Below are 22,027 nucleotides of genomic sequence, written 5' to 3'. Positions count from 1 at the left end.
GAGGTGTTCTGAAGAAATGGAATGTTCGCCTTTGTGAGCGGATTTCTACCTTAACTTGGTTTAGTCCAATCAGAGAAATCCGCGAACAACAGCGATCGTAAGAACACCTCACACGGCTGCCCGCTTAATGCAGGATGTTTCAACGGACCAGCACATATAGAAGGAGAACAACATGTATTTAGTATATGCCGATGAACAAGGGCAAGTATTTGATCATCCGTCACTGTACGGGCTTGCCCGCAGCGCGGATATGATCGTGGAAATATTGGAGGATGAGCTGATTCCGCTTCCGGATGGGGCGACATTGGTTAGTCTTCCTTGTACACGGCCAATCGGAATGGACCCTGACACCGGGGAAATGACCCCGCTGGATGGCAAGTTCCAGGCTGTTGGAGCCTTGCTGCCCCAAGGCTTTACGCGGTTGTGCCTGCCTGGCTATGTGAAGACGGATAAGGAATATAAGCTTCCCTTGTTTGGGTATTCTGCGGTTGTGTGGAAGGAAGGCCAGTTCTATGTAACGGCCCGTCTTTCCGATGATCCGGAGAAATGGAATCCGCTTCACTGCGATCCGTTGGAGCTGAAGAGTCAGGTTAAGGCCTTTAAATCAAAATATCCCGAAAACCGATTGTATGACCACCTGTCGAATTGTGCGCTCGGCTATGAGTGCCTGACGGCTTCCAATACGTTTCTGAATCGTTGGGAAGGGGCGGTTCCCGTATCTTATTCCTGTAATGCGGGCTGCTTCGGATGTATCTCCGAGCAACCGGATGACAGCGGCTTCGTCTCTCCACAGACGCGGATGAACTTTCGCCCTCGTGTGGAGGAGCTGGTTGAGGTTATGCTGGAGCACTTGAAGACACCGGAGTCGATCATTAGCTTCGGTCAAGGCTGTGAAGGAGAACCCTCTACTCAAGCGAAGCTGATCATCGAATCCATTCGCGAGGTCCGCCGTCAGACGGATATGGGTTATATTAATATCAACACGAATGCCGGACTCAGCGATCATATTCGGGGTATTGTCGATGCGGGGCTTGATTTGATGCGCGTAAGCACGATCAGCGCCCGGGATGATCATTATAACGCCTACTATCGTCCACGCGGTTATACTTTGGCTAATGTGGAAAAGTCACTGAAATATGCATATGATCAAGGTGTATATACTTCGATCAACTATCTGATCTTCCCAGGGGTTACAGACCGGGAGGAGGAACTGGAAGCGATGATAGAATTTGCTCGTCGTACCAAGCTGCGCTTGATACAGTTCCGTAATCTGAATATCGATCCGGAGAGCTATCTGGATTTGATTCCTAAGGCCAAGGGCGATGTGCTTGGGATGAAGCAGGCGATTGAGATTTTTCAGGAGGAGCTTCCCGATGTGGTCATTGGGTCTTACACTCATGTCCCGCCTGCGGAACTGGCTCGGGTAAAGGTTCGAGTATAGCTCCGAAGATTACAAAATTTCCTGAGATAGGCAATTGCGCATGGAATACCGCCGTGCTATAATCATTTTATGTGTCATGATAACTCTGTGCCCGCATGAGGCCCAGGGCGGAAAGAGGTGAAAGTCATGAAAGAAGCCATTCAACCTAAATATCACGTGACTACAGTTACTTGTGCCTGCGGTAATACCTTTGAATCAGGTTCCGTTAAGCAAGAGCTGCGCGTTGAAATTTGCTCCAACTGCCATCCATTCTTCACAGGTAAGCAGAAGTTCTTGGATGCAGGTGGCCGTGTGGACCGTTTCAAAAAGAAATACGGTATCTAATCAGAAAATGCGAAATCCTCCGCAATATTGCGGGGGATTTTTTTTTGCACTTTTCAGGGATGATAATACTATAGGAGCACTTCACACGTTTTCACCCGGAGTGTGTGCTCCTTAGTTCGACTCTTATATAGAATAATGTACTTGGCAATTGTTTATCTATTTTTAATGTACTGGGCCTGGAATTTATGCGATTGTTACGGCCCAGCAAGTACAATTGATTATGTAAACGCTAACTACATGAACTGGGAGGGATTGGCTTGCTGCACATCATCATAAAGCCAAACTTATATCAAGATTCCGTAAGTCTGATGCTTATGTCCAATAAACTGTCCGATATCGACGGGGTAAACCAGGTGTCCGTCATGATGGGAACGCCTGCGAATATCGATATTATGAAAAATACCGGTATGCATAACACAGAGCTGGATAAGGCCGCTCCAAGCGACCTATGCATCGCGATTGATGCAGAACGCGAAGAAGTTGTCGCAACCGTTCTCGATGAAGTGGACCAATTTTTGAAGAATCAGGCTTCCTCATCTGCAAGCAAAAAGGTGGAGAAGGTCAGAACTTGGGATCGTGCCGTACAAGCGATGCCTGACGCGAACCTCGCCGTCATTTCCATCCCCGGCAAATATGCTGCGGATGAAGCGATGAGCGCTCTTGAGAACGGACTCCATGTCTTTATGTTCAGCGATAACGTGGCAATTGAAGACGAGAAGCGCGTAAAGGAATTCGCGAAGGAGAAGGGGCTTCTCGTTATGGGTCCGGATTGCGGAACCGCCGTAATTGGAGGTGTACCGATTGCATTTTCCAACATTGTGAGTAAGGGGAATATCGGCGTCATCGGCGCTTCCGGTACGGGTATTCAGGAAGTGATTACGTTGATCGACAAGCTCGGTGCGGGCATCAGCCATGCGATTGGAACGGGCGGCCGCGATCTGTCGGAGAGCATTGAAGCGATTACGATGCTGGACGGAATCCGTGCACTCGCCGACAACGCGGATACTGAAGTTGTAGTCGTGATCTCCAAGCCTCCGGCACCGAAGGTGCGTGAGCAGGTTGTAGCTCTGCTGGCGAATATCGAAAAGCCGGTTGTCGCGATTTTCATGGGTGAAAAGCCTGAATTTTATCTGCCATCCGTTAAATTTGCCCATACGCTGGAAGAGACCGCGATCCTGGCGGTAGAGCTGGCGAAAGGAACGAAGCTGAAGTTGGCGTCTGAAGCCGAGCTGCCTTCCGATCTGGGACTTACCTCCGTTCAGACAAAAATTCGCGGACTGTACACGGGCGGAACCTTGGCCTATGAAGCGGCTACACTCATGAAAGAAGCGCTGATGATTGATAAATACCGGAAGTACGATGAAGGCTACTTGCTGCAGCATGAGGGTCATGAGGTTATTGACCTCGGCGACGATATGTACACGCAAGGGCGTCCTCACCCGATGATTGACGGAACCACACGCTTCCAATTCATCGAAGAGACGTCCAAGCTTCCTGAGGTGGCCGTGGTGTTATTCGATCTGGTGCTTGGTTACGGAGCGCATGAGGACATGGCGGCATCTTTATCGAAGGCGATCAAGAAGGCTATGGCCAATGCAGCAAATGAAGGACGCAAATTGTATTTCGTAGGATCGATCTGCGGTACGAAGAAGGATCCTCAGAACTATGATAGCCAGCTCAAGTTAATGCTGGATGCCGGAGCAATCATGACAGACAGCAATTTCAGCGCGGTTCGTACAGCGCTTCGCATGATCGGGCACGAGGTTGAAGTGGGCTCCAGAGAGCTTCCGGTTCAAGAGCTAACTCTGCCGGAAGCCGTTGTGAGTTCGCCATCCGAAGCGATCAAGCAGTTACTCGATGCCAAGCCAAGAGTCATCAATATCGGTCTGAGCAGCTTTGCCGACAATCTGGAGACGGAAGGCAGCAGCGTCGTACAGTTCGACTGGAGACCGGTAGCCGGCGGTAATGACAAGCTGAGAAAGATCCTGAGCATACTCAATAAGATGTAAACATTAACATACGGGGTGATGGACATGTTCAAAAAAATAGATGAGGCCAATCAAGCAGTCATTGAAAAAATAAAAAATTCACAGCCCTTCCTGCTGGACGTAGTCCCGGCCAAATCGGTGATTTCCGAGCTAAACGGCAAGGTTCTCCTGCATGCGGGTCCACCGATGGAATGGAACCAGATGACCGATCCAATGAAGGGCTCCTGTGTAGGAGCGGTATTGTTTGAAGGATGGGCAGATGATGAAGCCAAGGCCCGGAAAATGCTTGAAGAGGGCGAGATTCAGTTCATTCCTTGCCACCATGTGTCTGCCGTGGGTCCGATGGGGGGAATCACCTCGGGCAATATGCCGGTACTTGTTGTTGAAAATAAAGAGCATGGAAACCGTGCATATTGCACAATGAACGAAGGCATCGGAAAGGTGCTCCGCTTCGGGGCTTACAGTGAAGAAGTTATCACTCGCCTGAACTGGATGCGGGACGTTCTCGGCCCTGCCTTGTCTAAGGTGCTTAGATCGATGGACGGCGGAATGAATGTTAACGTCATCATCGGTAGAGCGATCACGATGGGGGATGAATTCCACCAACGCAACATTGCGGCTTCGCTGGTCTTCCTAAAAGAGGTTGCGCCTCACTTAACGATTGCCGATTTGGATGAGAAAACCAAGCATGATGTTATGAAGTTCCTGGCCGATACCGATCAATTCTTCCTGAACATCATGATGGCTGCTTCCAAGGCGGCTATGGACGCGGCCCGCAGTGTAGAGCATGGAACCATCGTTACGGCGATGACCCGGAATGGCCACGAGTTCGGCATTCGTGTCTCGGGTCTGGGCGACCAATGGTTTACCGCTCCGGTAAATACCCCTGAGGGCTTGTTCTTTACCGGCTATTCTCAGGAGGATGCGAACCCGGATATGGGCGATTCCGCAATTACCGAGACATTCGGCGTTGGCGGTATGGCAATGGTAGCCGCACCGGGGGTTACCCGCTTCATTGGTGCAGGCGGCTTTGACAATGCGCTTGCGATCAGCAACGAGATGAGCGAAATATGCATCGCCTACAACTCGAATTATGCGATTCCTACTTGGAATTTCCAAGGGACCTGCCTTGGCATTGATGTTCGCAAGGTGGTCGAGACCGGAATTACGCCGATTATTAATACCGGCATCGCCCATAAGCAAGCGGGTGTCGGTCAAGTCGGTGCCGGTACGGTTCGGGTGCCATTCGGATGCTTCGAGAAGGCACTGCTCGCTTATGCGGAAAAGTTGGGAATTGAAGTGTAATGCTTTATCCGGCTACGTTCATTTCCAGGGGGCGTTATAGTTCTTCGGTCGGTTTCTTGAGTCAGACCAGGAGCTTGGGTGTGGTTCATAGCATCTTTACGAATGGACTTAATATTTCTTTTGGTGACTATCTGGTATTCGTAGGGACAGAATATGGCAATGGCGTGCCGTTCGGTATTCATATCGAGTCTTACTTGTATGATCGCCTGGCCGCGGAGACCTTTATCGGTGAGGTTGTAGAATGGAACGGCTTAAGAAAGCGGCTCTCTTTCGTCAACTGCAATGTTCATATCCATATTTTGTTGATGCAAGAATTTCACTGCCGTCTGGAACCGCCGCCAGGAACAGCTCCCGATTTGAATGGCTGGGCTGCCCGGTTGGGCGAAATGGCCGTTCGAATTACAAAAGAGCCCGGGCTGGGTCTGTCACTGGAGAGTATCCTGTCATGGCCGGCTGGGACTGAGGGGGACTCTGAGCTAGAACGGCAATTAGCATCGCTGTCACAGGCCTTGAAGACCCCGAACCTTCCGCTGGACACCAGCCTGGTCAAATATTTTATAGGCCGAGGCCAGGGCTTGACGCCTAGCGGAGACGATTTCCTCGTCGGCATCATGGCGATTGAGCATTTGCTGGGGCTGGCCGATTCCGGCGTATCCCGGACGGTGAGATTGCTGCTGCAAGAGTTGACCGCCTTAACAACCCAGGTCAGCGTCAATTATTATTACAGCGCTTGCCCGGGAGATTTCAGCACCGTTATTCTGGATCTGCTGGCCTCCTTGCTGGAGATGCCGGATTTCGATCTTGAAGAGTGCGCGGAAGCCTTGCTGAACGTTGGCAGCACCTCCGGGGTCGATACGTATTTCGGACTTTGGTTTGCTATTTTGTCATACAAAAATGTTATAGGTTTTTAATATGGGGAAGGCGCGGGCTAGCAGAGGATGAACTCTGTTGAGTACCTTGCAGGCTCGCCGACTCCTCCTCATCATTTCTTGCCGCTCATGTCAAAATCAGGGATTTAGAGGTTGATTTCGCTTTGTTTTGTTATGATATTTTTATTTTTTTGAAGTCGTAGCACCGATTATTTTAATGATCTTTTGATTAGATTTCAGGGTACTCGGTACGTATCATAAAGGTATAGATAGCTATCTTATTCAGTTTCAAATGGAGAGGTTTATTATGGGAAAAATGCTTATAGCCATTGGCGGAAACGCCATCATCCAAGAGGGTCAAAAAGGAACGATTGCGGAACAAAAAGCGAATATTGAACAGAGCTGTGCCCCGATTGTCGACCTGATCGAGCAAGGACATCAGGTTGTCGTTACGCATGGCAATGGACCGCAAGTGGGCAATTCTATCGTCAAGGCGAGATTGTCTGCGGACGTTCTTCCGATGTTTCCTCTCGATGTGTATGGAGCTGAATCGCAGGGCAATTTGGGTTACCTAATTCAGCAAACGATTACAAATATGCTGGCCAGCCGCGGGTCAAACAAGAAAGCGGTTTCATTAGTGACACAGGTGCAGGTATCGGAAGATGACCCGGCATTCCACCAACCGACTAAGCCGATCGGTCCGTTCTATACCAAAGAAATGTTGGACAAGGCTTTTGCAGAGGGAGAAGCATTCCCTTATGTGGAGGATAGCGGCAGAGGGTACAGACATGTTGTGCCATCACCCGTCCCTTCCCAAATTATTGAGAAGGATGCAATTGAAGCCCTGTTGTCCAAGAATTTAACGGTCATTACAGTAGGTGGTGGCGGGATTCCGGTAGTTAATCACGATGGGCAGCTTAAAGGGGTAGAGGCCGTCGTGGACAAAGACTTTGCCAGCGCATTGCTTGCCGCAGAGATTGGTGCAGACTACTTGTTCATCCTAACCGGTGTGTCTCAGGTTGCCATCAACTTCGGAAAGCCGAACCAGATGAATCTGGAACGGATCACGCTGGATGAGGCGACCGGTTATCTGAATGAAGGGCAGTTCCCGAAAGGCAGCATGGGACCTAAAATTGAAGCAGCAATTCTCTTCCTCAAGAATGGCGGCAAAAATGTCATTATTACTTCCATCGATAAATTGGCCGACGCACTTGAAGGTAAGTCAGGTACCTGGATCGTTCCAAATACAGATTCATCGAATCATAAACTGCCATAGAAAGGTGCAAATTATGAAAACAAAAAAACTCCGTTTCCCAGCCATGATCTTTGCGGCATTCTTGTTGCTGACGCTGCCCTTGCAAGTCTTCGCGGCAGACTCTATTAGTGCGGAGGTCACAACACCAACCGGATGGTATGCGCTGTTAACGATCTTGCCGCTGATTGTTATTCTGGTACTGCTCTTTTTGAAAGTAGACATGATCGCGGCCGGCTTGGTCGGCGGTGTTATGGCAATGATTATCGGCGGTATATCGCTTCAGGAAGCTAACCAGCATTTCCTGGATTCGATTCCTGGTATGCTCTCGATTACAGTGCCGATCATTAATTCGGCGGTCGCGATGGCCGTATTCAAATCCGGGGGTTATACCTCAGCTCTGACCTTGGTTCGTAGAGGGATCAAGGGACGCGTTGAATATTTCGCGGCATTTATCGTGCTTCTTCAAGCAGCTGCAACTTACATGTCGGGAATCGGCGGCGGAAGCGCGATGGTTATTGCACCGCTGGCGTTTGCGGCACTGGGAGCCATTCCGGAAGTGATTGCAGCCATGTCGATCGTATCGGCAGTCAGCTTTACAACATCCCCTGCATCTCTGGAGTCGGGAATCGTATCCAAGCTTTCCGGGATCCCGGTAGCGGATTATGTTGCTGAGATGCGTCTGTTCACTCTGGGCTTCGTAATCCTTGGAATTGCGATTGCATTCTGGGGAGCTAAGCGGAGAAAAGCTCTGTTCGTTGGCGAAGAGAGCAGCGAATATGCGGGTATGAACAATAAGCAACTGTTCAAAATGACGATTCCGGCGGTTTTCCTGCTGGCTTCCGTTATCCTGGGGCCGATGATCAACAAAGCGATCGGGTACAGCTTGTTCACACCGCTTGTGTACACCATGGTCACCGTTGGTTTGATTTTCTTGTGCACGAAGTTTACGCTTAATAAATCTCTTGAATCGATGGTTGACGGCTCTACTTATATCTTGACCCGGTTGTTCAGCGTAGGTATCTTCCTGGCATTCATCAATATGATCGGCCAGACCGGCGCATTTGCGGCGATCTCAAGCGTTGCGGCGGAAGCCCCTTCGGCCATTGTGGTTCCCGTTGCCGTACTGGCGGGTATTCTGGTCGGTATTCCGGCAGGTGCTTATGTAGGTTCCATCCTGACACTGGTACTGCCGATAGCAGTTACTTTGGGATTTTCACCTATGGCCTTCGGTTTCGTTGCGATGGGGGTTGGTCTGGGAAGCCAATTGAGCTTTGTTAATATCACGATGCAGGCCCTGTCCTCCGGCTTCCAAATCCCGATTCTCCAAGTGGTGAAGGGCAACGGAAAATGGGTTGGTCTGGCCATGGTCATTCTCTTGGTTCTCTCATTGATCTTCGGATAGATAGTCTTTCAGACATTCAAGTAGGAGGGGTATACAATGGACATCTTGATTAAACAAGCGAGAATAGACGATAGCACGGAACTGTGCGACATTGCGATTGAAAACGGAAAGATCATTGGAATAGAATCCAATATCGCAGGAGAGGCCGCCCGAATCATCGAAGCCGATGGGAAGGTGCTGATTCCCGGCCTGGTCGAAAGCCATCTTCATTTGGATAAGGCGCTCATCGCGAATCGCTTGCCGAATAAATCGGGTACCTTGCAGGAAGCCATCTCCGTTACGGCTCAATTGAAGCCGACGTTCACGAAAGACGACATTCGTGACCGGGCGCGGAGAACCTTGGACATGCTGGTTAAGAACGGAACAACGCATTTGCGGACGCATTCTGAATTCGATCCATCCCAGGGATTTGCCGGTCTGGAAGTTATTCTGGAGCTTCGCGAGGAATATAAGAATCTGATGGACATCCAGGTCGTTGCCTTCCCGCAAGAGGGGATCTTTAAGGCGCCTGGCACCGACAAGATGATGCACGAAGCTATGGCTATGGGCTGCGACATTGTCGGCGGAGTCCCTTATAATGATCTCTCGGCCAAAGAGCATATCGACTTTGTATTCGAGCTTGCGAAAAAGTACAATAAGCCGATTGATCTCCATCAGGATTTCAAAGATAACGCCGAAGGTACGACTATCGATTACGTAGCCGAGAAGACGATTGCCGAAGGCTTCGTGGGCAAGGTATCGGTCGGCCATTTGACCAGTATCGCCGCAATGCCGCGCGAGCAGCTGATGCCGATTATCGAGAAGATGCATGAAGCTCAGATCAGCGTGATGAGCCTTCCGTGCACGGACCTGCATCTTGGGGCACGCAATGATGCCTACAATGTACGCCGTACGGTAACCCCGATTCGTCTGCTCCGCGACGGCGGCGTAAATATGTGTATCGCGACAAATAATATCCGCAACGCATTCACGCCTTATGGCAACGGCGATTTAATGCTGACAGCCATGATCGCGATCCCGGCCGCTCATTTGGGCGGAGCGGATGATCTGCATACGGTTCTGCCGATGATTACCACAAATCCTGCCAAAGCTTTGGATTTGAAGGGGTATGGCATTCAGGTCGGCAACAACGCGGATCTCGTGCTGCTGGATACGGCATCAGTAACTAATGCCATTATCGATATGCCAGCCAGATTGTTTGTCGTCAAGAACGGTAAAGTGACCGTTGAGACGGTACGCCAGGTTAAAGTTAACGCTTAGTCTATATACGCACTCCATATTCTGTAAGCTGGAATATGGAGTTTTTCCGTTTCTCTTTTTTAGAAGTATGGCCGCAAATGATTTAAAATAGGTAGAAATCAACGAATGAACTTATCTCAAAGGAGACCGGACGATGCTCCCAAACACAAGCGGTTTGAGCGAACAGAATAACTTGGATGACCGATTTGGCTCCCGTGCGCAGGGATATGTAGGGAAGGAGCTGTTCCTGAAGGAGTGCCTGAAGGAGCTGCAGAATTTGACGAGCTATGAGGTCAGCTGTTGGTTTCCTGACTATTCTATCACTGCGGACGGCCTGGTTCATCAGGGCGAGGCGTGGGAAGATTTTCTGGAGGGGCGCTTTCCCCATTGTCATCCGATTGTGCATTCCATTCATGTTCACGAGGTGGAGAACGGTAAAATTGTATTTGACGATGGAGGGCGGTCAGATATCCAGCATGAGCCGCCGGAGCGTCTAATCTCCCTGGCTAATCTGTTTAGCTCCCTGTATCAGGCCAAGCTGAATTCCTATCTCTATCGGGATTGGCTCTATAAGCTCGACAACCTGCTCAACAGCATGTCCGACGGCATTGTCCTGCTTAACGTACGAAAGAACGTGATTCATCAGAACGAGGCCTTCGTGAAGTTTATCAAAGCCTATAATGACGGCAAGACGGTTATTAATGAGAATCAATTATTTAAAATGTTTGTGCAAATCAACGAGCTGGAGTCGTCGGATATCGAGGAATTTGCCGCAAAGGATGATGCCCAGATCCGTATCAAGGTGCAGGCTCCGGGAAAAATACGCTATTTTGAAGTCAAAAAATTTGCGGTTTATGAAAATAGCGAGCCCTTTGGCAACGTATACAGCATCAGGGATATTACGAAGGAATACGAGATCGATCAAATCAAAAGCAATCTGATTTCGATCGCCAGCCATGAATTCAAGACACCGTTAACAAATATTAGAGGCAGCGTAGAGACCTTGCTGCGGGGGATATCGAATCAGTGGGACGAGTCCTTCTCCAATGATTTACTGCTGGGGATTCATGAGGATGTCCTGCATTTGCAAGAGTTGATCGATGTCTGGATGGATGTGAAGAAGATCGAGACCGGCACGCTGCTGCTGCACCAAGACTTTTTCCCGCTGTTCAAGCTAATTAAGGGCACGCTGAATCAGTTGCCTGAAAAGGTAATGAGTCAAGGAGAGATCGTATTCAATTACGATACGAACTCCAAATTTCCGTTATTATACGGAGACGAAGCCCGGCTTAGACAGGTGCTTATCAATTTGATTATGAACGGACTTACCTACAATGTTGCCGAGAAGAAGAAAATTACCATCGACATTCACCATGATGATGAGTTTATTATTATAGAAGTAAATGATAACGGAATAGGCATTTCGGAAAAAAACCAGAAGAAAATCTTTGACCGCTTCTACCGGGTTGATATCTCGGCAGCAAGAAAAAGCGGGGGCTCGGGCCTGGGGCTATCGATTAGTCAAGGATTGATTCGCGAGCATGGCGGCGATATTTATGTACAGAGCCGGTTGAAGGAAGGAAGCACCTTTACCGTAAAGCTGCCGCTTATCCAAGCTCCATAGGAGGGCAACATGAGAAATAACTACAAAATTGCAATCGTTGATGATGAGCCGAAAATCGTTCGGTTTATTAAAGCCAATCTGCTGTCCTTTAATTATCAGGTTTGCACGTTTTCCAACGGCGAGCAGTTTTTGGAGGAGTTCGACCTGCATGAGCCGGATCTGGTGCTGCTGGATGTCATGATGCCTAATATGGACGGCTTCACGGTGCTGAAGCAGCTTCGCAAGTTCAGCAAGGTGCCGGTGATCTTCCTGACGGCGCGCAGTGCGTCGGACGATATGCTTCAGGCCTTCGATCTGGAGGCGGATGATTATTTGACGAAGCCGTTCTCGCTGGACGAGCTGTTTGCAAGGGTGAAGGCAGTACTGCGCAGAACTAAGGTCCATTATGAGCTGAGCCGCGAGGAGAGCCGAATCACCACCTATAACCTAGAGATCAATATCGCCCAGAAGCGCGCCTATGTTAAAGGCAATGAAGTGAAGCTGACCAATATCGAATATTTGATTCTCGAGCTTTTGGGAATGCATATGAACAAGATTATTAGTCATGATCAAATTTTGACGACGGTCTGGGGGCCGGACTATTGCAATGAAATTGAGTATTTAAGAGTAGCGGTGGCGCGTATCCGCAAGAAGCTGAAGCAGGCCGGCTGCGATCATTATCTGGAAGTGATCAAGACCTATTCGGGGATAGGCTACTCGATGATCTCGAGCAAGGCAGAGCCTGAAGCCGAGGACAGGGCAATAACGGAATAGGAGAGCGGAAGGGGAATGGGGCAGAGCCAACTTTTGCCTCCGGGTTGCTTTTTGAACAGGCATGGGCTATACTTAATTTCACCGTGCTAGATGGGGAGGTAGCGGTGCCCTGTAACTCGCAATCCGCTATAGCGAGGTTGAAGTCCTGTTAGCGGTCTTGTCGATGTGAGGCTTGGTCTCTGCGGCAGACGTTGACGGACGGGTCCTCCGCAATGAGTAATTGTGAACCTGGTCAGGTCCGGAAGGAAGCAGCCATAAGCAGTCCCACTCTTGTGCCGGAGGGGAGCCTGTCCCGAGTTGCGCCTCAGAGGTGCCGCTTGGATCGCAACGATCAATAACAGGTGCACGGTTTAAATTTACTAAGAATACATCTTTGCCTGTAGGCAGAGGTGTTTTTTTATTTTTATAAAAGCCTCTCCCGCCCTAGGAATCTGACGGGCTGAAGAGGCTTTTGATGTTAGTTGTTATTCGCGGACCCAAATCTGCATTTCCCCAGGCTTGCGGTTGCCCCACAGTGTATAAGGAACGGCAGTGATCTTCTGCGGTATCCGCTCGGAAGCCGAGGTGGAATAGAGAGGGGCTTCTTGAGCTTCTCCATTCCCGGTCCGGTATCCGTCAGCTTCCAGAACGATCAGCTCCGGATGCCACTGGCCTTGCACTTCACGTATTTCCGAGTCGTGCGGCAGGGACAGAGAGCTTAGAACTGCGCCGTTGTCCGCTTCCTCAAGGCAGTACAGAAGCGGTCCCCGCTGCAACGCGACCTTCCCGGCATTCGCCCGGACAAGAGGGTTGGCATAGACGCGTCGTGCCGAAAGCGAAAAATCTACGGACAGCACATCACCGACGGACCAATCGTGCTTAATATGGGCGTAACCATCATGAATTTCCGGCTGGACTGGGGATCCGTTTACGGTGATGGTGCTGCTATCAGTCCAGGAAGGGATTCTCAGAGCAAGCGTAAAATGACCGCTACCCTCAAGCTGCGATATGTTCAAGCTTACTTGTCCGTGCCAAGGGAGCCTGCTGTCCATTGTAATTAAAGCCTTAGTGTCTTCAAGCTCCAACTGGGCTTCATTACCGATATACAGGTGTGTGTAGATCGTATTCTGGCGGGTTGTATAAATATATTGGCCCAATGAGGATAACAATCTTGCCACGTTCGGCGGACAGCAGGCGCAGCCGTACCATTTTTGTCTGACGGATTTCACGTGACGGCGATCGGGGTTGCCCTCGCTGGCAGCCGGCCATACTTCCATCGGATTGACATAGAAATAATGCTTGCCATCACTTGCAATGCCAGCCGTCACCGTGTTATAAAGCGCCCGCTCCATGATGTCGGCATATTCGCTGTTTGGCTCCGCTTGAAGCATGCGGCGGGCGAAGAAGATAAGCCCGATAGAGGCGCAGGTCTCCGAGTAGTTCGTTTCATTCGGAAGATCATAATCAAAGGTGAAGGCTTCGCCTTGATGCGTGGATCCGATGCTTCCGTTAATATATAACTGCTTGCGGACAATGTTATTCCACAGGCGCTTACAGGCAGCAAGGAGCTCGGCATCGTCCTTATATATCGCTAATTCGGCCATAGCCGTATACATGTAGACGGCCCGAACCGCGTGGCCTACGGCAACCTCCTGTTCGCGTACGGGCTTGTGGGCCTGAAAATAACTGAAATCAGGAGCGGTTTTCTGCGGATTGCCGGGAGACCAGTGACTGATTCCGCCGCGCCGGTTCCATTCTTCAAGGAAGAAGCTGGGCTTTTGACCGCGTTCGTTAATCAAGTAGTAGCTGAGATTCAAGTAACGCTCCTCGCCTGTATACTCATACAGCTTGATCAGCGCCATCTCGATTTCCTGGTGCCCGTCATAGCCTTGAATTTGATCTCCTCCCGGACCAAAGTGCCGGTCGATGAAGTCTGCTGCCTTACGGGCCACTTCCAGCAAGGCGGTCTTTCCGGTGCTGGAAGCATAAGCTACTGCAGCCTCGATCATATGGCCGATCGTGTACATCTCATGGCATTCGGTCAGATTGGTTAACCGGTTGCCTGGTTCTTTGACGGTGTAGTAGGTATTGATATAACCATCTTCTTGCTGTGCCGCTGCAATCAACTCGATCGCTTCATCTGCAATCGCTTCCAGATCAGGATCGGGATAAGAAGCCAGCGAATAGCCGACCGCCTCCAGCCATTTGTACAGATCCGTATCCTGAAATACAAATCCGTGAAATTCGCCATCCTGCAAGCCGGCTGAAATGCGAAAGTTCTTAATGGCGTGGCTGGGCTCCGCATCAGCTACCCGGTCGTTCAATGCGTCCCATTGATAAGGGATGACCGTGTCTTTAACCAGCGTAACATACGGTGACCAATAGCTGTCTTGAATGCGTACTTTGTTCAAATCAATGGTCCTTAAGCTTTTAGGCAATGGCTGTTTATTCATTATAGATCACTCTCCAGGTGGCAATATTAGCTGCTTCATGCTATCATCATAAACCGCAATAGATGCTTTGTCGGTAGAAGATCGAGTAGAATAGGTGTTAGAAAGTGACTTGATCATTTGGAGAGGATGAGCAGCATGCTTCCGATCTATTTAAAGTCGCCGCATCGGTTAGTGATCGGAGGGCAGTTTCTTTCCGATGAGGCCTGGGCCCATATGGAGCGGGTCATTCAGGATTACGAGCTCATTATCGGCGTATCTGGAATCATATTTATGGAGATCGACAGGGTAGTCTATGAGGTGAAGGCCGGAGATATCCTGATTCTGCAGCCGGGCGAGAAGCATCGGGGTTATCGGTTGTCTTTACCGGGCGTATCCTTCTATTGGTTCCACTTCTATCCGCCTGAATGCGCTGAACCGCCGGAGAAGCCGGACGGCTATATTCCACGATACGCGGCTTGTCCGCACCCGAGCCGAGTGCATATTCTTGCGCGACAAGTGCTGCATGCAGCGAATGGAGGATACCGGCTGGCATCGGCAGGAGACTATTTTATGACGAGTCTGTTGATTGAGCTGGCAGAGCAGTTGGAGGGAACCGGAGCACAGCCCCCGTTCGACCCGCAGTTGATTCGTTTACTGGAATGGACAAGAATCCATGCGATGGATGAAGATATTTCGGTTCAGCGCATTGCGGAGAAGATGGGATATAACAGGGAGTATTTGTCCCGGATGTTCAAGCGGCGCTTCGGCCTGGGCTTGCTTAGTTATATTCATAAGTTGAAGCTGGAGGCGGCCAAAGAGATATTGAGCTGTACCAATCATCCGGTCAAGCAGGTCGCGGATCAGGTCGGAATGAAGGATGATAAGCAGTTTATTAAGTGGTTCAAGCGCTTGTCCGGAGTTACGCCCACGGAGTACCGGAGGGCCTTTCATCAAACCCGGCTCAATAAGTCATAGAAAAAAGGCCCGGGAAAAAAACGGGGCCTTTATCTTGGTACTCCGGATGATATTGAATAATCAAGATTTAAATTCGACGCTTTGCCGGATGGAATTCCATTCGTCCGAGCTGATCAGGCCGAGTCGCCACAGGGCAACTCCCTTGAGATCGTAACGCTTCGCAAGGCCGATCAGCTTGGTGACGGAATCGGCGTTCTCGCTGTGAAGGTTCAATCCGAGGATTAACTTGCTCTTGTCAGTATTCTGCAGGGCAAGCCGAATAGCTTCATCCACCTTGGCAATCGGCTCGGGGTTGGTTGCCGCTGCTGCGCTACTGCCTGAATTGGTCTGATAATCATAGGCCATAATCACGATTTCATCGGCGATTTGGCCAAGAGATTTGTAATCGTATCCCTGATAGGAAGAATTCAGCGGATGCAGCGCCAGCGCTACCTTGAGCCCGGCAGCTTTGGCCTCTTGGGTAAGCTGCTTCACAAATGCAGTGTACGATGCACGGGTTGTCTGCTTGTCCGTTGTCAGACCAAGGCCTTCAAAATCAAGCATAATGCCGGAATAGGATTTGTCCTGCGCTGCGGCGATCATATCGGAGATTGCTTTATTACGCGCCTCCGTCTCCTCGATAATTTTGGTCAACTCGCCCTTCACATCGGAGGAATAGACCATCAGATAAGGTGTTGTGCCGGATTCAGCCGCATCCTCGATCAGGCTGTCAGCAGTGATATCCCCTAATGGCTGCGGCAGCTTGAAGTCTTTGCCTGATAATGTGAATTGTCCGTTCTCATCAATCCGGCTCCAGCCGAAGGCCACCGCATCCAGTGTTGAAATGGCGGAGGCATCGGAGATGGACGAAATGGCATAGAAGCCAAGCGTGTACATTCTCTTTTGCGGCGAATGGATCGATACGGTCTTAGTTGCCTGGTCCCATGCTACACCGGCTCCAAACTGTTGGCTGAAGAAGCTTAGTGGAATGACTGTGTTGCCGGAAATCGAACGGGGAGCTACGGTCAGTTCAACCGTTGTTCCGTTCACAATTGCCTGTTTGCTGTTTAGGGTCAGCACCACCTCGGTGCGTTCATTCCCGCTTTCTTTAACCGCTTGTATGGTTTTCGTGGCAGAATTCCAAGTAACGGATACGCCAAGGGCCTCGGAAATCGTGCGGAAGGGTACAAGCGTCGTATTTTGAACGATGATCGGGTCTACTGTAGAAGACAATGGATAGCCGTCCAGCAAGATTTGAATGGGAGCGGAATTCGCTGCAGCGGCTTGAACAGTTCCGGGCAAGGCAACTGCGGCTCCTCCTCCGGCAAGCAAGCTGGCGGCGAGTAATAGTTTTAGAGAATAGCGGATCATATTGGTTCTCCTCTCCAGATTCTGCTAAATCTATCTATGATTATAACAGAAATGATAGAGTAGGGCGTATAACGGTGTCGTTCATCAAGGTTGAGGCCGTTTTCCCTAATTATGAGTTTTTCTGGAAGGTCTAGTATAGTATAATAGATGGGCGGCGAATGCTGCTTATGGATAGAAAGAAGGTGCCGCAAATGGAGCATATCGCGCTGTACCGGGCCTGGCGACCACAGTCGTTCCAAGATACGGTAGGGCAACAGCATATTATCCGCACGCTTCAGAACGCGATTCGTGAACAAAGGCTCTCTCATGCTTATCTTTTCAGCGGGCCGAGGGGAACCGGAAAGACGACGACAGCCAAGGTGCTGGCCAAGGCAGTCAATTGTGAAAAGGGACCCGCACTGGAGCCGTGCAATGAGTGCGATGCTTGCCGGAGAATTACGGCGGGCGCCGTGATGGATGTGCTTGAAATTGACGCTGCTTCCAACCGTGGGGTCGAGGAAATCCGGGATCTTCGCGAGAAGGTTAAATATGCCCCTACAGAAGTGCGGCAAAAAGTGTACATTATAGATGAAGTGCATATGCTGACAACCGAAGCGTTTAATGCCTTGCTGAAGACGCTGGAGGAACCGCCTCCGCATGTGATGTTCATTTTGGCGACGACAGAGCCTCATCGGTTGCCGGCAACGGTCATTTCCAGATGCCAACGCTTTGACTTCCGAAGGATTTCCATGGAGGAACAGGTGGAGAGATTGCGTACCATCTGTGAACAGGAGCAGATTACGGCCGAGGAGGCTGCACTGGAATATATAGCTAGATTGTCTGATGGCGGAATGCGGGATGCGCTCAGTATTTTGGAGCAGATCGCGTCGTTCTCGAACGCCCAGGTATCCTATCAACAAGTGCTGGATATGACGGGCGGGATTCCGTCGCACCAGTTCGCCAAGCTTGCGGAGATGATCCATGAAGGCGAGATCGGCGGTATGCTTGAGATGATTGAGGGCTTTATGCAAGAAGGCAAAAGTGCTGATAAATGCATGGAGAATCTCCTTTATTATTTCCGGGATTTGCTGATGATCAAAATGGTGCCCCAAGCGGACAAGCTGACAGAGCGCGTGCTGGATGTGCGGGATTTCAGGGAAATGGCGCATAAATTCTCTAAAGCTCAGCTATTTCAGATTCTGGATACACTAAATCATTATCAGACGGAAATGAAGTACGCTGTTCAGCCGCAAACTTTGTTTGAGGTGGCACTTCTGAAGCTATGCAGTCTGACGTCCGGAGGCAGTGCAGAGGAATCGCCGGCGTCGAGCCATATGTCCCCGGCTTCGGCTAGCGGAGCAGCGGGGGGTGTGCCTGCTGGCGAGGTTCAACAGCTTAGACGGCAGGTTGCCGAGCTGGAACGCAAGCTGGAACAGGTGATTAAGGATGGCCTGGTTTCCGGCAGCGGAGACCGTCAAGGTTCAGGCGGCAGCCGTCCTGCGGCTCGAAGCGCCGCGCCAAGGATTTCTTCTCCATCTAAGATGCCTGCCGGAATGGATGGGTATTTGGCTCAGCGGAACAGTCAGGAGTTCCTGGAGGTCCAGGGCAAATGGAACCAGATCCTGCATGCAGTCAAGGAAGAGAAGGTCACGATTCATGCCTGGTTTATGAATGGGGAGCCTGTATCGGTTCAAGAGGATGCAGTGCTGGTAGCCTTCAAGAACGATATTCACCGGGAGACAACGGAGAAGCCGGCGAACAAGCAGTTAATTGAACAGGTGATGGAGCGTCAACTGGGACGGCCATGCCGTCTGGTAACGATGATGCAAAAGGATTGGAATGATGCGCTTCAAGGCGCGCAGACACCGGCGGCTGAGCCGCTTCAGTTGGAGCCGCCGCCTGAGGACGGGAATACAAGCCAGGAGCCTTGGGTAGATGAAGCACTCGAGTTATTTGGGGAAGAGCTGGTGGTTATCAAGGATTAGCTTTTCTTTTCTATTGGATGCCAGTACGATTATAATAAATGAAGACTTGTGAAGGAGATGTGAACCCGATGAACAATATGAATCAAATGATGAAGCAAGTGAAGAAGATGCAGGAGCAAATGCTGAAGGCCCAGGAAGAACTGGGAAGCAAGACCGTTGAAGGAAGCGCTGGCGGCGGCGTAGTCACCGTCCAAGTGAATGGACATAAGAAGATCATGTCTTTGACGATTAAACCGGAAGCCGTTGATCCGGAGGATGTAGAAATGCTGCAGGATCTTGTGCTTACAGCAGTGAATGATGCACTGACCAAAGCGGAAGATCTTGCGAACCAGGATATGGGCAAATTTACTGGCGGGATGAAAATTCCAGGCTTGTTCTAATTGAAGAAGTGCGAGTTCAAAAAGTCAACTTTTCAGCATCGAGACGGTTGCGGGAATCCGAAGAAGGAGAAACGGAATGTAGGCAGCCCCTACATGAGCGAAATGCTTCCAAAGGAAGCATACCTCGTAAGTATCCGCTCGGTCTTCTAGGTTGAACGCAAGATTCGATGTCGAATGATCCTCTTGAACTACTTCGTGATCAAAAGGTGACTTTTTGAACAACCTCTTGAAGTGAAGGAGAATCCTCTCATTGTACTATCCCGAACCGATTGCGAAGCTGATTGAGTCATTTACACGCTTGCCGGGGATTGGTCCGAAGACGGCCGCAAGGCTGGCGTTTCATGTACTGCGCATGAAAGAGGATGATGTTATCGATTTCGCGAAGGCTCTGGTCAGTGTGAAGCGCAATCTGCACTATTGCTCGGTGTGCTGCAATATTACAGATACAGACCCATGCCGGATTTGTCAGGACAAGACGCGTGATCCATCTGTGATTTGCGTCGTACAGGAGTCCAAGGATTTGGTTGCGATGGAGCGAACGAAGGAATTTGATGGCTACTATCATGTGCTGCAGGGAGCAATCTCTCCGATGGAGGGACTCGGACCGGACGATATCCGGCTGAAGGAACTGTTGACCCGTTTGAGTGATGAACGCGTCAAGGAATTGATCTTGGCGACAAATCCGAATATTGAGGGCGAGGCTACTGCAATGTACATCTCGCGTCTGGTGAAGCCGTTTGAGCTTCGCGTCACCCGGATTGCCCACGGCTTGCCGGTCGGCGGTGACCTGGAATATGCGGACGAAGTCACGTTGTCCAAAGCGCTTGAAGGACGGCGGGAGCTGCATTAATCCTTTATTAGATTAGTAAGAAGATGATTCCTGGTATCCAGGGTCATCTTTTTTATTTGGAGGAATAGCTTGCATCTGCAGGTGGTAGAAGTAATAATAGGGGTAAGGAAACTTACCTTAAGTAATTACCTAACAAATTTTCGGAGGTGCGATGAATGCAAATTGAAATATGGTCGGATTATGTATGCCCATTTTGCTATATCGGAAAAAGACACTTGGAGCAGGCGTTAGAGCAATTTGCTCATAAAGATCAGGTAGAGGTGTCTTTCAAGAGCTTTGAGCTTGATCCTGAGGTTCAGACTGACGCTGCTGTCTCTATAGACGAATCACTCGCCAAGAAGTATGGTGTGCCTGTTGCACAAGCCAAAGAGATGAACAATCAAATGATACAAAGAGCCGCACAGGCCGGCTTAACATATAATTTTGATGACATTAAACAAATCAATACCCTGGATGCTCATAGACTGGCGAAGTACGCAGAGAGTAAAGGTAAGGGAGCGGAAATGGCCGAAAAGCTGCTAAAGGCCCATTTTGTGGAATCGCAATTCATTGGGGCCCACGATACGTTAATCAAGCTGGCAGTTGAAGTCGGATTGGATCCGGAAGAGACTCGTACCGTATTAAGCAGCGGGCAATTTACGGATCAGGTTCGTTCGGAAGAAGCCGAAGCAGCGACCCTCGGCGTGCGTGGCGTTCCGTTCTTCGTCGTCAATCGTAAGTATGCGATATCGGGGGCGCAGCCAGTTAGCTTATTTGCAGAAACTTTGGAAAAGGTGTGGCAGGAAGAGCATTCTTCCGCTCCTTTGCAGGAGATTGAGTCTTCTCAGGACGCGCTTTGCACGGATGAGAAATGTGATATTTAATTAGGTAAATCTTCGAAATGAATATTGCTGTATCCAGCCGGGTCTTCGTGATCCGGTTTTTTGGTTTTATTTTGAAATATAGAAGTGGGTTCTAAGTTTGTCCTTTCCTCGATACACATGAAGTAGACCCGAGGTTAAAAGGAGGGATTGAGGTGAAGCGTTGGACACTAAGGCCGGATAGCCATTCAAAAATGGCACAGGCAAATAAAGAAGTATCTTATAAAGTACATTTGTACGATGAGGTTATGAAGGCTCGTGCGGAGTGGGAGTTAGCATCCCATGCGTTTCAATACGCCCTGGGAAAGGATGAAGTCGATGTAGCGATCTATACCTTGGAGGCGGCAGAACGGAAATATCAAATTAAGTTGAAGCAAGCCAAGCAGGCAAATGTGCACTGGGAACCCTTTGGCTATGGAGATTATGTCTGGGAACGAAAGGAGGAATAAATGATGAAGATTATACTGATTGCTGTATTGGCGGTTTCTCTGCTGTCCTTACTGTTTATAGTTTTCTCGAGACGTCTTGGCTTCGCCTGGTTGTCCCGGCTGGGCGTCCATATTGTGGTGGCTGCTTTAGGGTTATACATTGTCAATTATTCGGGTTGGATTGCCGAAGCATATATTCCGCTGAATCCGGTGACACTGACGACAGTGCTTGTTTTGGGGTTACCGGGTATTGGGCTGTTGTTGGGTTTAAAACTAATTTTGATCTAGCAGCATATGGCAGTTGACGGAACTTTGTTATCTATGGTACATTATAAATCGCTTCTCCGGTGGACAAGCGCTTTCAAATAACTTCGAAAGATGAAGTGAAATAAAAAGTGTTGACTTCATGGAAGAGCGTATGATATATTATAAAAGTCGCCGCTAAGACAGCGCGGTGATGAAATGAAGCGATTAAACATCGCGGGTTGATCTTTGAAAACTGAACAACGAGTGAGTATTATAAGAGAATTAATCATTCTCGTCAGTATTGAAATGAGCAAGTCAAACACCTTAATGGAGAGTTTGATCCTGGCTCAGGACGAACGCTGG

19 protein-coding genes and 1 other RNA gene are annotated in these 22,027 nt (G+C 49.7%); 18 read left to right on the top strand and 2 right to left on the bottom strand.

The window, feature by feature from the left end:
• Positions 1-172: 172 nt before the first annotated feature.
• The 11 genes from KQJ23_RS20790 (at position 173) to ffs (ending at position 12,549) form a co-directional block, all read left to right on the top strand.
• A complete protein-coding gene (locus tag KQJ23_RS20790; protein ID WP_216480834.1) occupies positions 173-1,441 on the top strand; it encodes a radical SAM family protein in 1,269 nt (422 codons plus the stop codon).
• 126 nt (positions 1,442-1,567) lie between these two features.
• The gene (gene rpmE, locus KQJ23_RS20785) at positions 1,568-1,765 is read left to right on the top strand and encodes a 50S ribosomal protein L31 (RefSeq protein ID WP_044482671.1); all 198 of its coding nucleotides are present in this window, start codon (positions 1,568-1,570) and stop codon (positions 1,763-1,765) included.
• Between the two features lie 257 nt (positions 1,766-2,022).
• Complete coding sequence (fdrA, locus tag KQJ23_RS20780; RefSeq protein WP_216480833.1) at positions 2,023-3,774, top strand: acyl-CoA synthetase FdrA; 1,752 nt, start codon at positions 2,023-2,025, stop codon at positions 3,772-3,774.
• 24 nt (positions 3,775-3,798) lie between these two features.
• Positions 3,799-5,058, top strand: coding sequence for a YlbE family protein (locus tag KQJ23_RS20775; RefSeq protein WP_216480832.1), 1,260 nt, complete (start codon positions 3,799-3,801; stop codon positions 5,056-5,058).
• Between the two features lie 56 nt (positions 5,059-5,114).
• Entirely contained in the window at positions 5,115-5,969 is an 855-nt protein-coding gene (locus KQJ23_RS20770; RefSeq protein ID WP_216480831.1) for an oxamate carbamoyltransferase subunit AllH family protein, read from the top strand.
• Between the two features lie 265 nt (positions 5,970-6,234).
• A complete protein-coding gene (gene arcC, locus KQJ23_RS20765; protein ID WP_216480830.1) occupies positions 6,235-7,203 on the top strand; it encodes a carbamate kinase in 969 nt (322 codons plus the stop codon).
• A gap of 13 nt (positions 7,204-7,216) precedes the next feature.
• Positions 7,217-8,584 (top strand): citrate transporter, encoded by a 1,368-nt coding sequence (locus tag KQJ23_RS20760; protein WP_216480829.1) that lies wholly within the window; start codon positions 7,217-7,219, stop codon positions 8,582-8,584.
• Between the two features lie 36 nt (positions 8,585-8,620).
• Positions 8,621-9,844, top strand: coding sequence for an amidohydrolase family protein (locus KQJ23_RS20755; RefSeq protein ID WP_216480828.1), 1,224 nt, complete (start codon positions 8,621-8,623; stop codon positions 9,842-9,844).
• 133 nt (positions 9,845-9,977) lie between these two features.
• Positions 9,978-11,447, top strand: coding sequence for a sensor histidine kinase (locus tag KQJ23_RS20750; RefSeq protein ID WP_216480827.1), 1,470 nt, complete (start codon positions 9,978-9,980; stop codon positions 11,445-11,447).
• A 9-nt stretch (positions 11,448-11,456) separates the two neighbouring features.
• Complete coding sequence (locus KQJ23_RS20745; protein ID WP_216480826.1) at positions 11,457-12,200, top strand: response regulator transcription factor; 744 nt, start codon at positions 11,457-11,459, stop codon at positions 12,198-12,200.
• Between the two features lie 81 nt (positions 12,201-12,281).
• Positions 12,282-12,549: signal recognition particle sRNA large type (ffs, locus tag KQJ23_RS20740), an RNA gene on the top strand.
• Between the two features lie 115 nt (positions 12,550-12,664).
• Here ffs and KQJ23_RS20735 read toward each other — a convergent pair.
• Positions 12,665-14,632, bottom strand: coding sequence for a glycoside hydrolase family 127 protein (locus tag KQJ23_RS20735; RefSeq protein ID WP_216480825.1), 1,968 nt, complete (start codon positions 14,630-14,632; stop codon positions 12,665-12,667).
• A gap of 126 nt (positions 14,633-14,758) precedes the next feature.
• Here KQJ23_RS20735 and KQJ23_RS20730 point away from each other — a divergent pair, with 126 nt between their 5' ends.
• Positions 14,759-15,586, top strand: a complete 828-nt coding sequence (locus tag KQJ23_RS20730) for a helix-turn-helix transcriptional regulator (RefSeq protein ID WP_216480824.1) — start codon at positions 14,759-14,761, stop codon at positions 15,584-15,586.
• Between the two features lie 60 nt (positions 15,587-15,646).
• Here the strand turns inward: KQJ23_RS20730 and KQJ23_RS20725 are convergent, their stop codons facing one another.
• Positions 15,647-16,936, bottom strand: a complete 1,290-nt coding sequence (locus tag KQJ23_RS20725; protein ID WP_216480823.1) for a stalk domain-containing protein — start codon at positions 16,934-16,936, stop codon at positions 15,647-15,649.
• A gap of 191 nt (positions 16,937-17,127) precedes the next feature.
• Here KQJ23_RS20725 and dnaX point away from each other — a divergent pair, with 191 nt between their 5' ends.
• The 6 genes from dnaX (at position 17,128) to KQJ23_RS20695 (ending at position 21,706) form a co-directional block, all read left to right on the top strand.
• Positions 17,128-18,900, top strand: coding sequence for a DNA polymerase III subunit gamma/tau (dnaX, locus tag KQJ23_RS20720; RefSeq protein WP_216480871.1), 1,773 nt, complete (start codon positions 17,128-17,130; stop codon positions 18,898-18,900).
• A gap of 68 nt (positions 18,901-18,968) precedes the next feature.
• Positions 18,969-19,280, top strand: a complete 312-nt coding sequence (locus tag KQJ23_RS20715; protein ID WP_044482676.1) for a YbaB/EbfC family nucleoid-associated protein — start codon at positions 18,969-18,971, stop codon at positions 19,278-19,280.
• 250 nt (positions 19,281-19,530) lie between these two features.
• Positions 19,531-20,130, top strand: a complete 600-nt coding sequence (recR, locus tag KQJ23_RS20710) for a recombination mediator RecR (RefSeq protein ID WP_044482677.1) — start codon at positions 19,531-19,533, stop codon at positions 20,128-20,130.
• Between the two features lie 155 nt (positions 20,131-20,285).
• Entirely contained in the window at positions 20,286-20,993 is a 708-nt protein-coding gene (locus tag KQJ23_RS20705) for a DsbA family oxidoreductase (protein WP_216480822.1), read from the top strand.
• Positions 20,994-21,145: 152 nt separating this feature from the next.
• Positions 21,146-21,439, top strand: coding sequence for a DUF2508 family protein (locus KQJ23_RS20700; protein WP_346779437.1), 294 nt, complete (start codon positions 21,146-21,148; stop codon positions 21,437-21,439).
• 3 nt (positions 21,440-21,442) lie between these two features.
• Entirely contained in the window at positions 21,443-21,706 is a 264-nt protein-coding gene (locus KQJ23_RS20695) for a pro-sigmaK processing inhibitor BofA family protein (RefSeq protein ID WP_216480821.1), read from the top strand.
• The last annotated feature ends 321 nt before the right edge of the window (positions 21,707-22,027 follow it).

The organism is Paenibacillus brevis, assembly GCF_018919145.1.
Classification (GTDB): Bacteria; Bacillota; Bacilli; order Paenibacillales; family Paenibacillaceae; genus Fontibacillus; species Fontibacillus brevis.
Note: the sequence above shows the minus strand (reverse complement) of the source record. Positions and strands in the feature narration are given on the sequence as shown.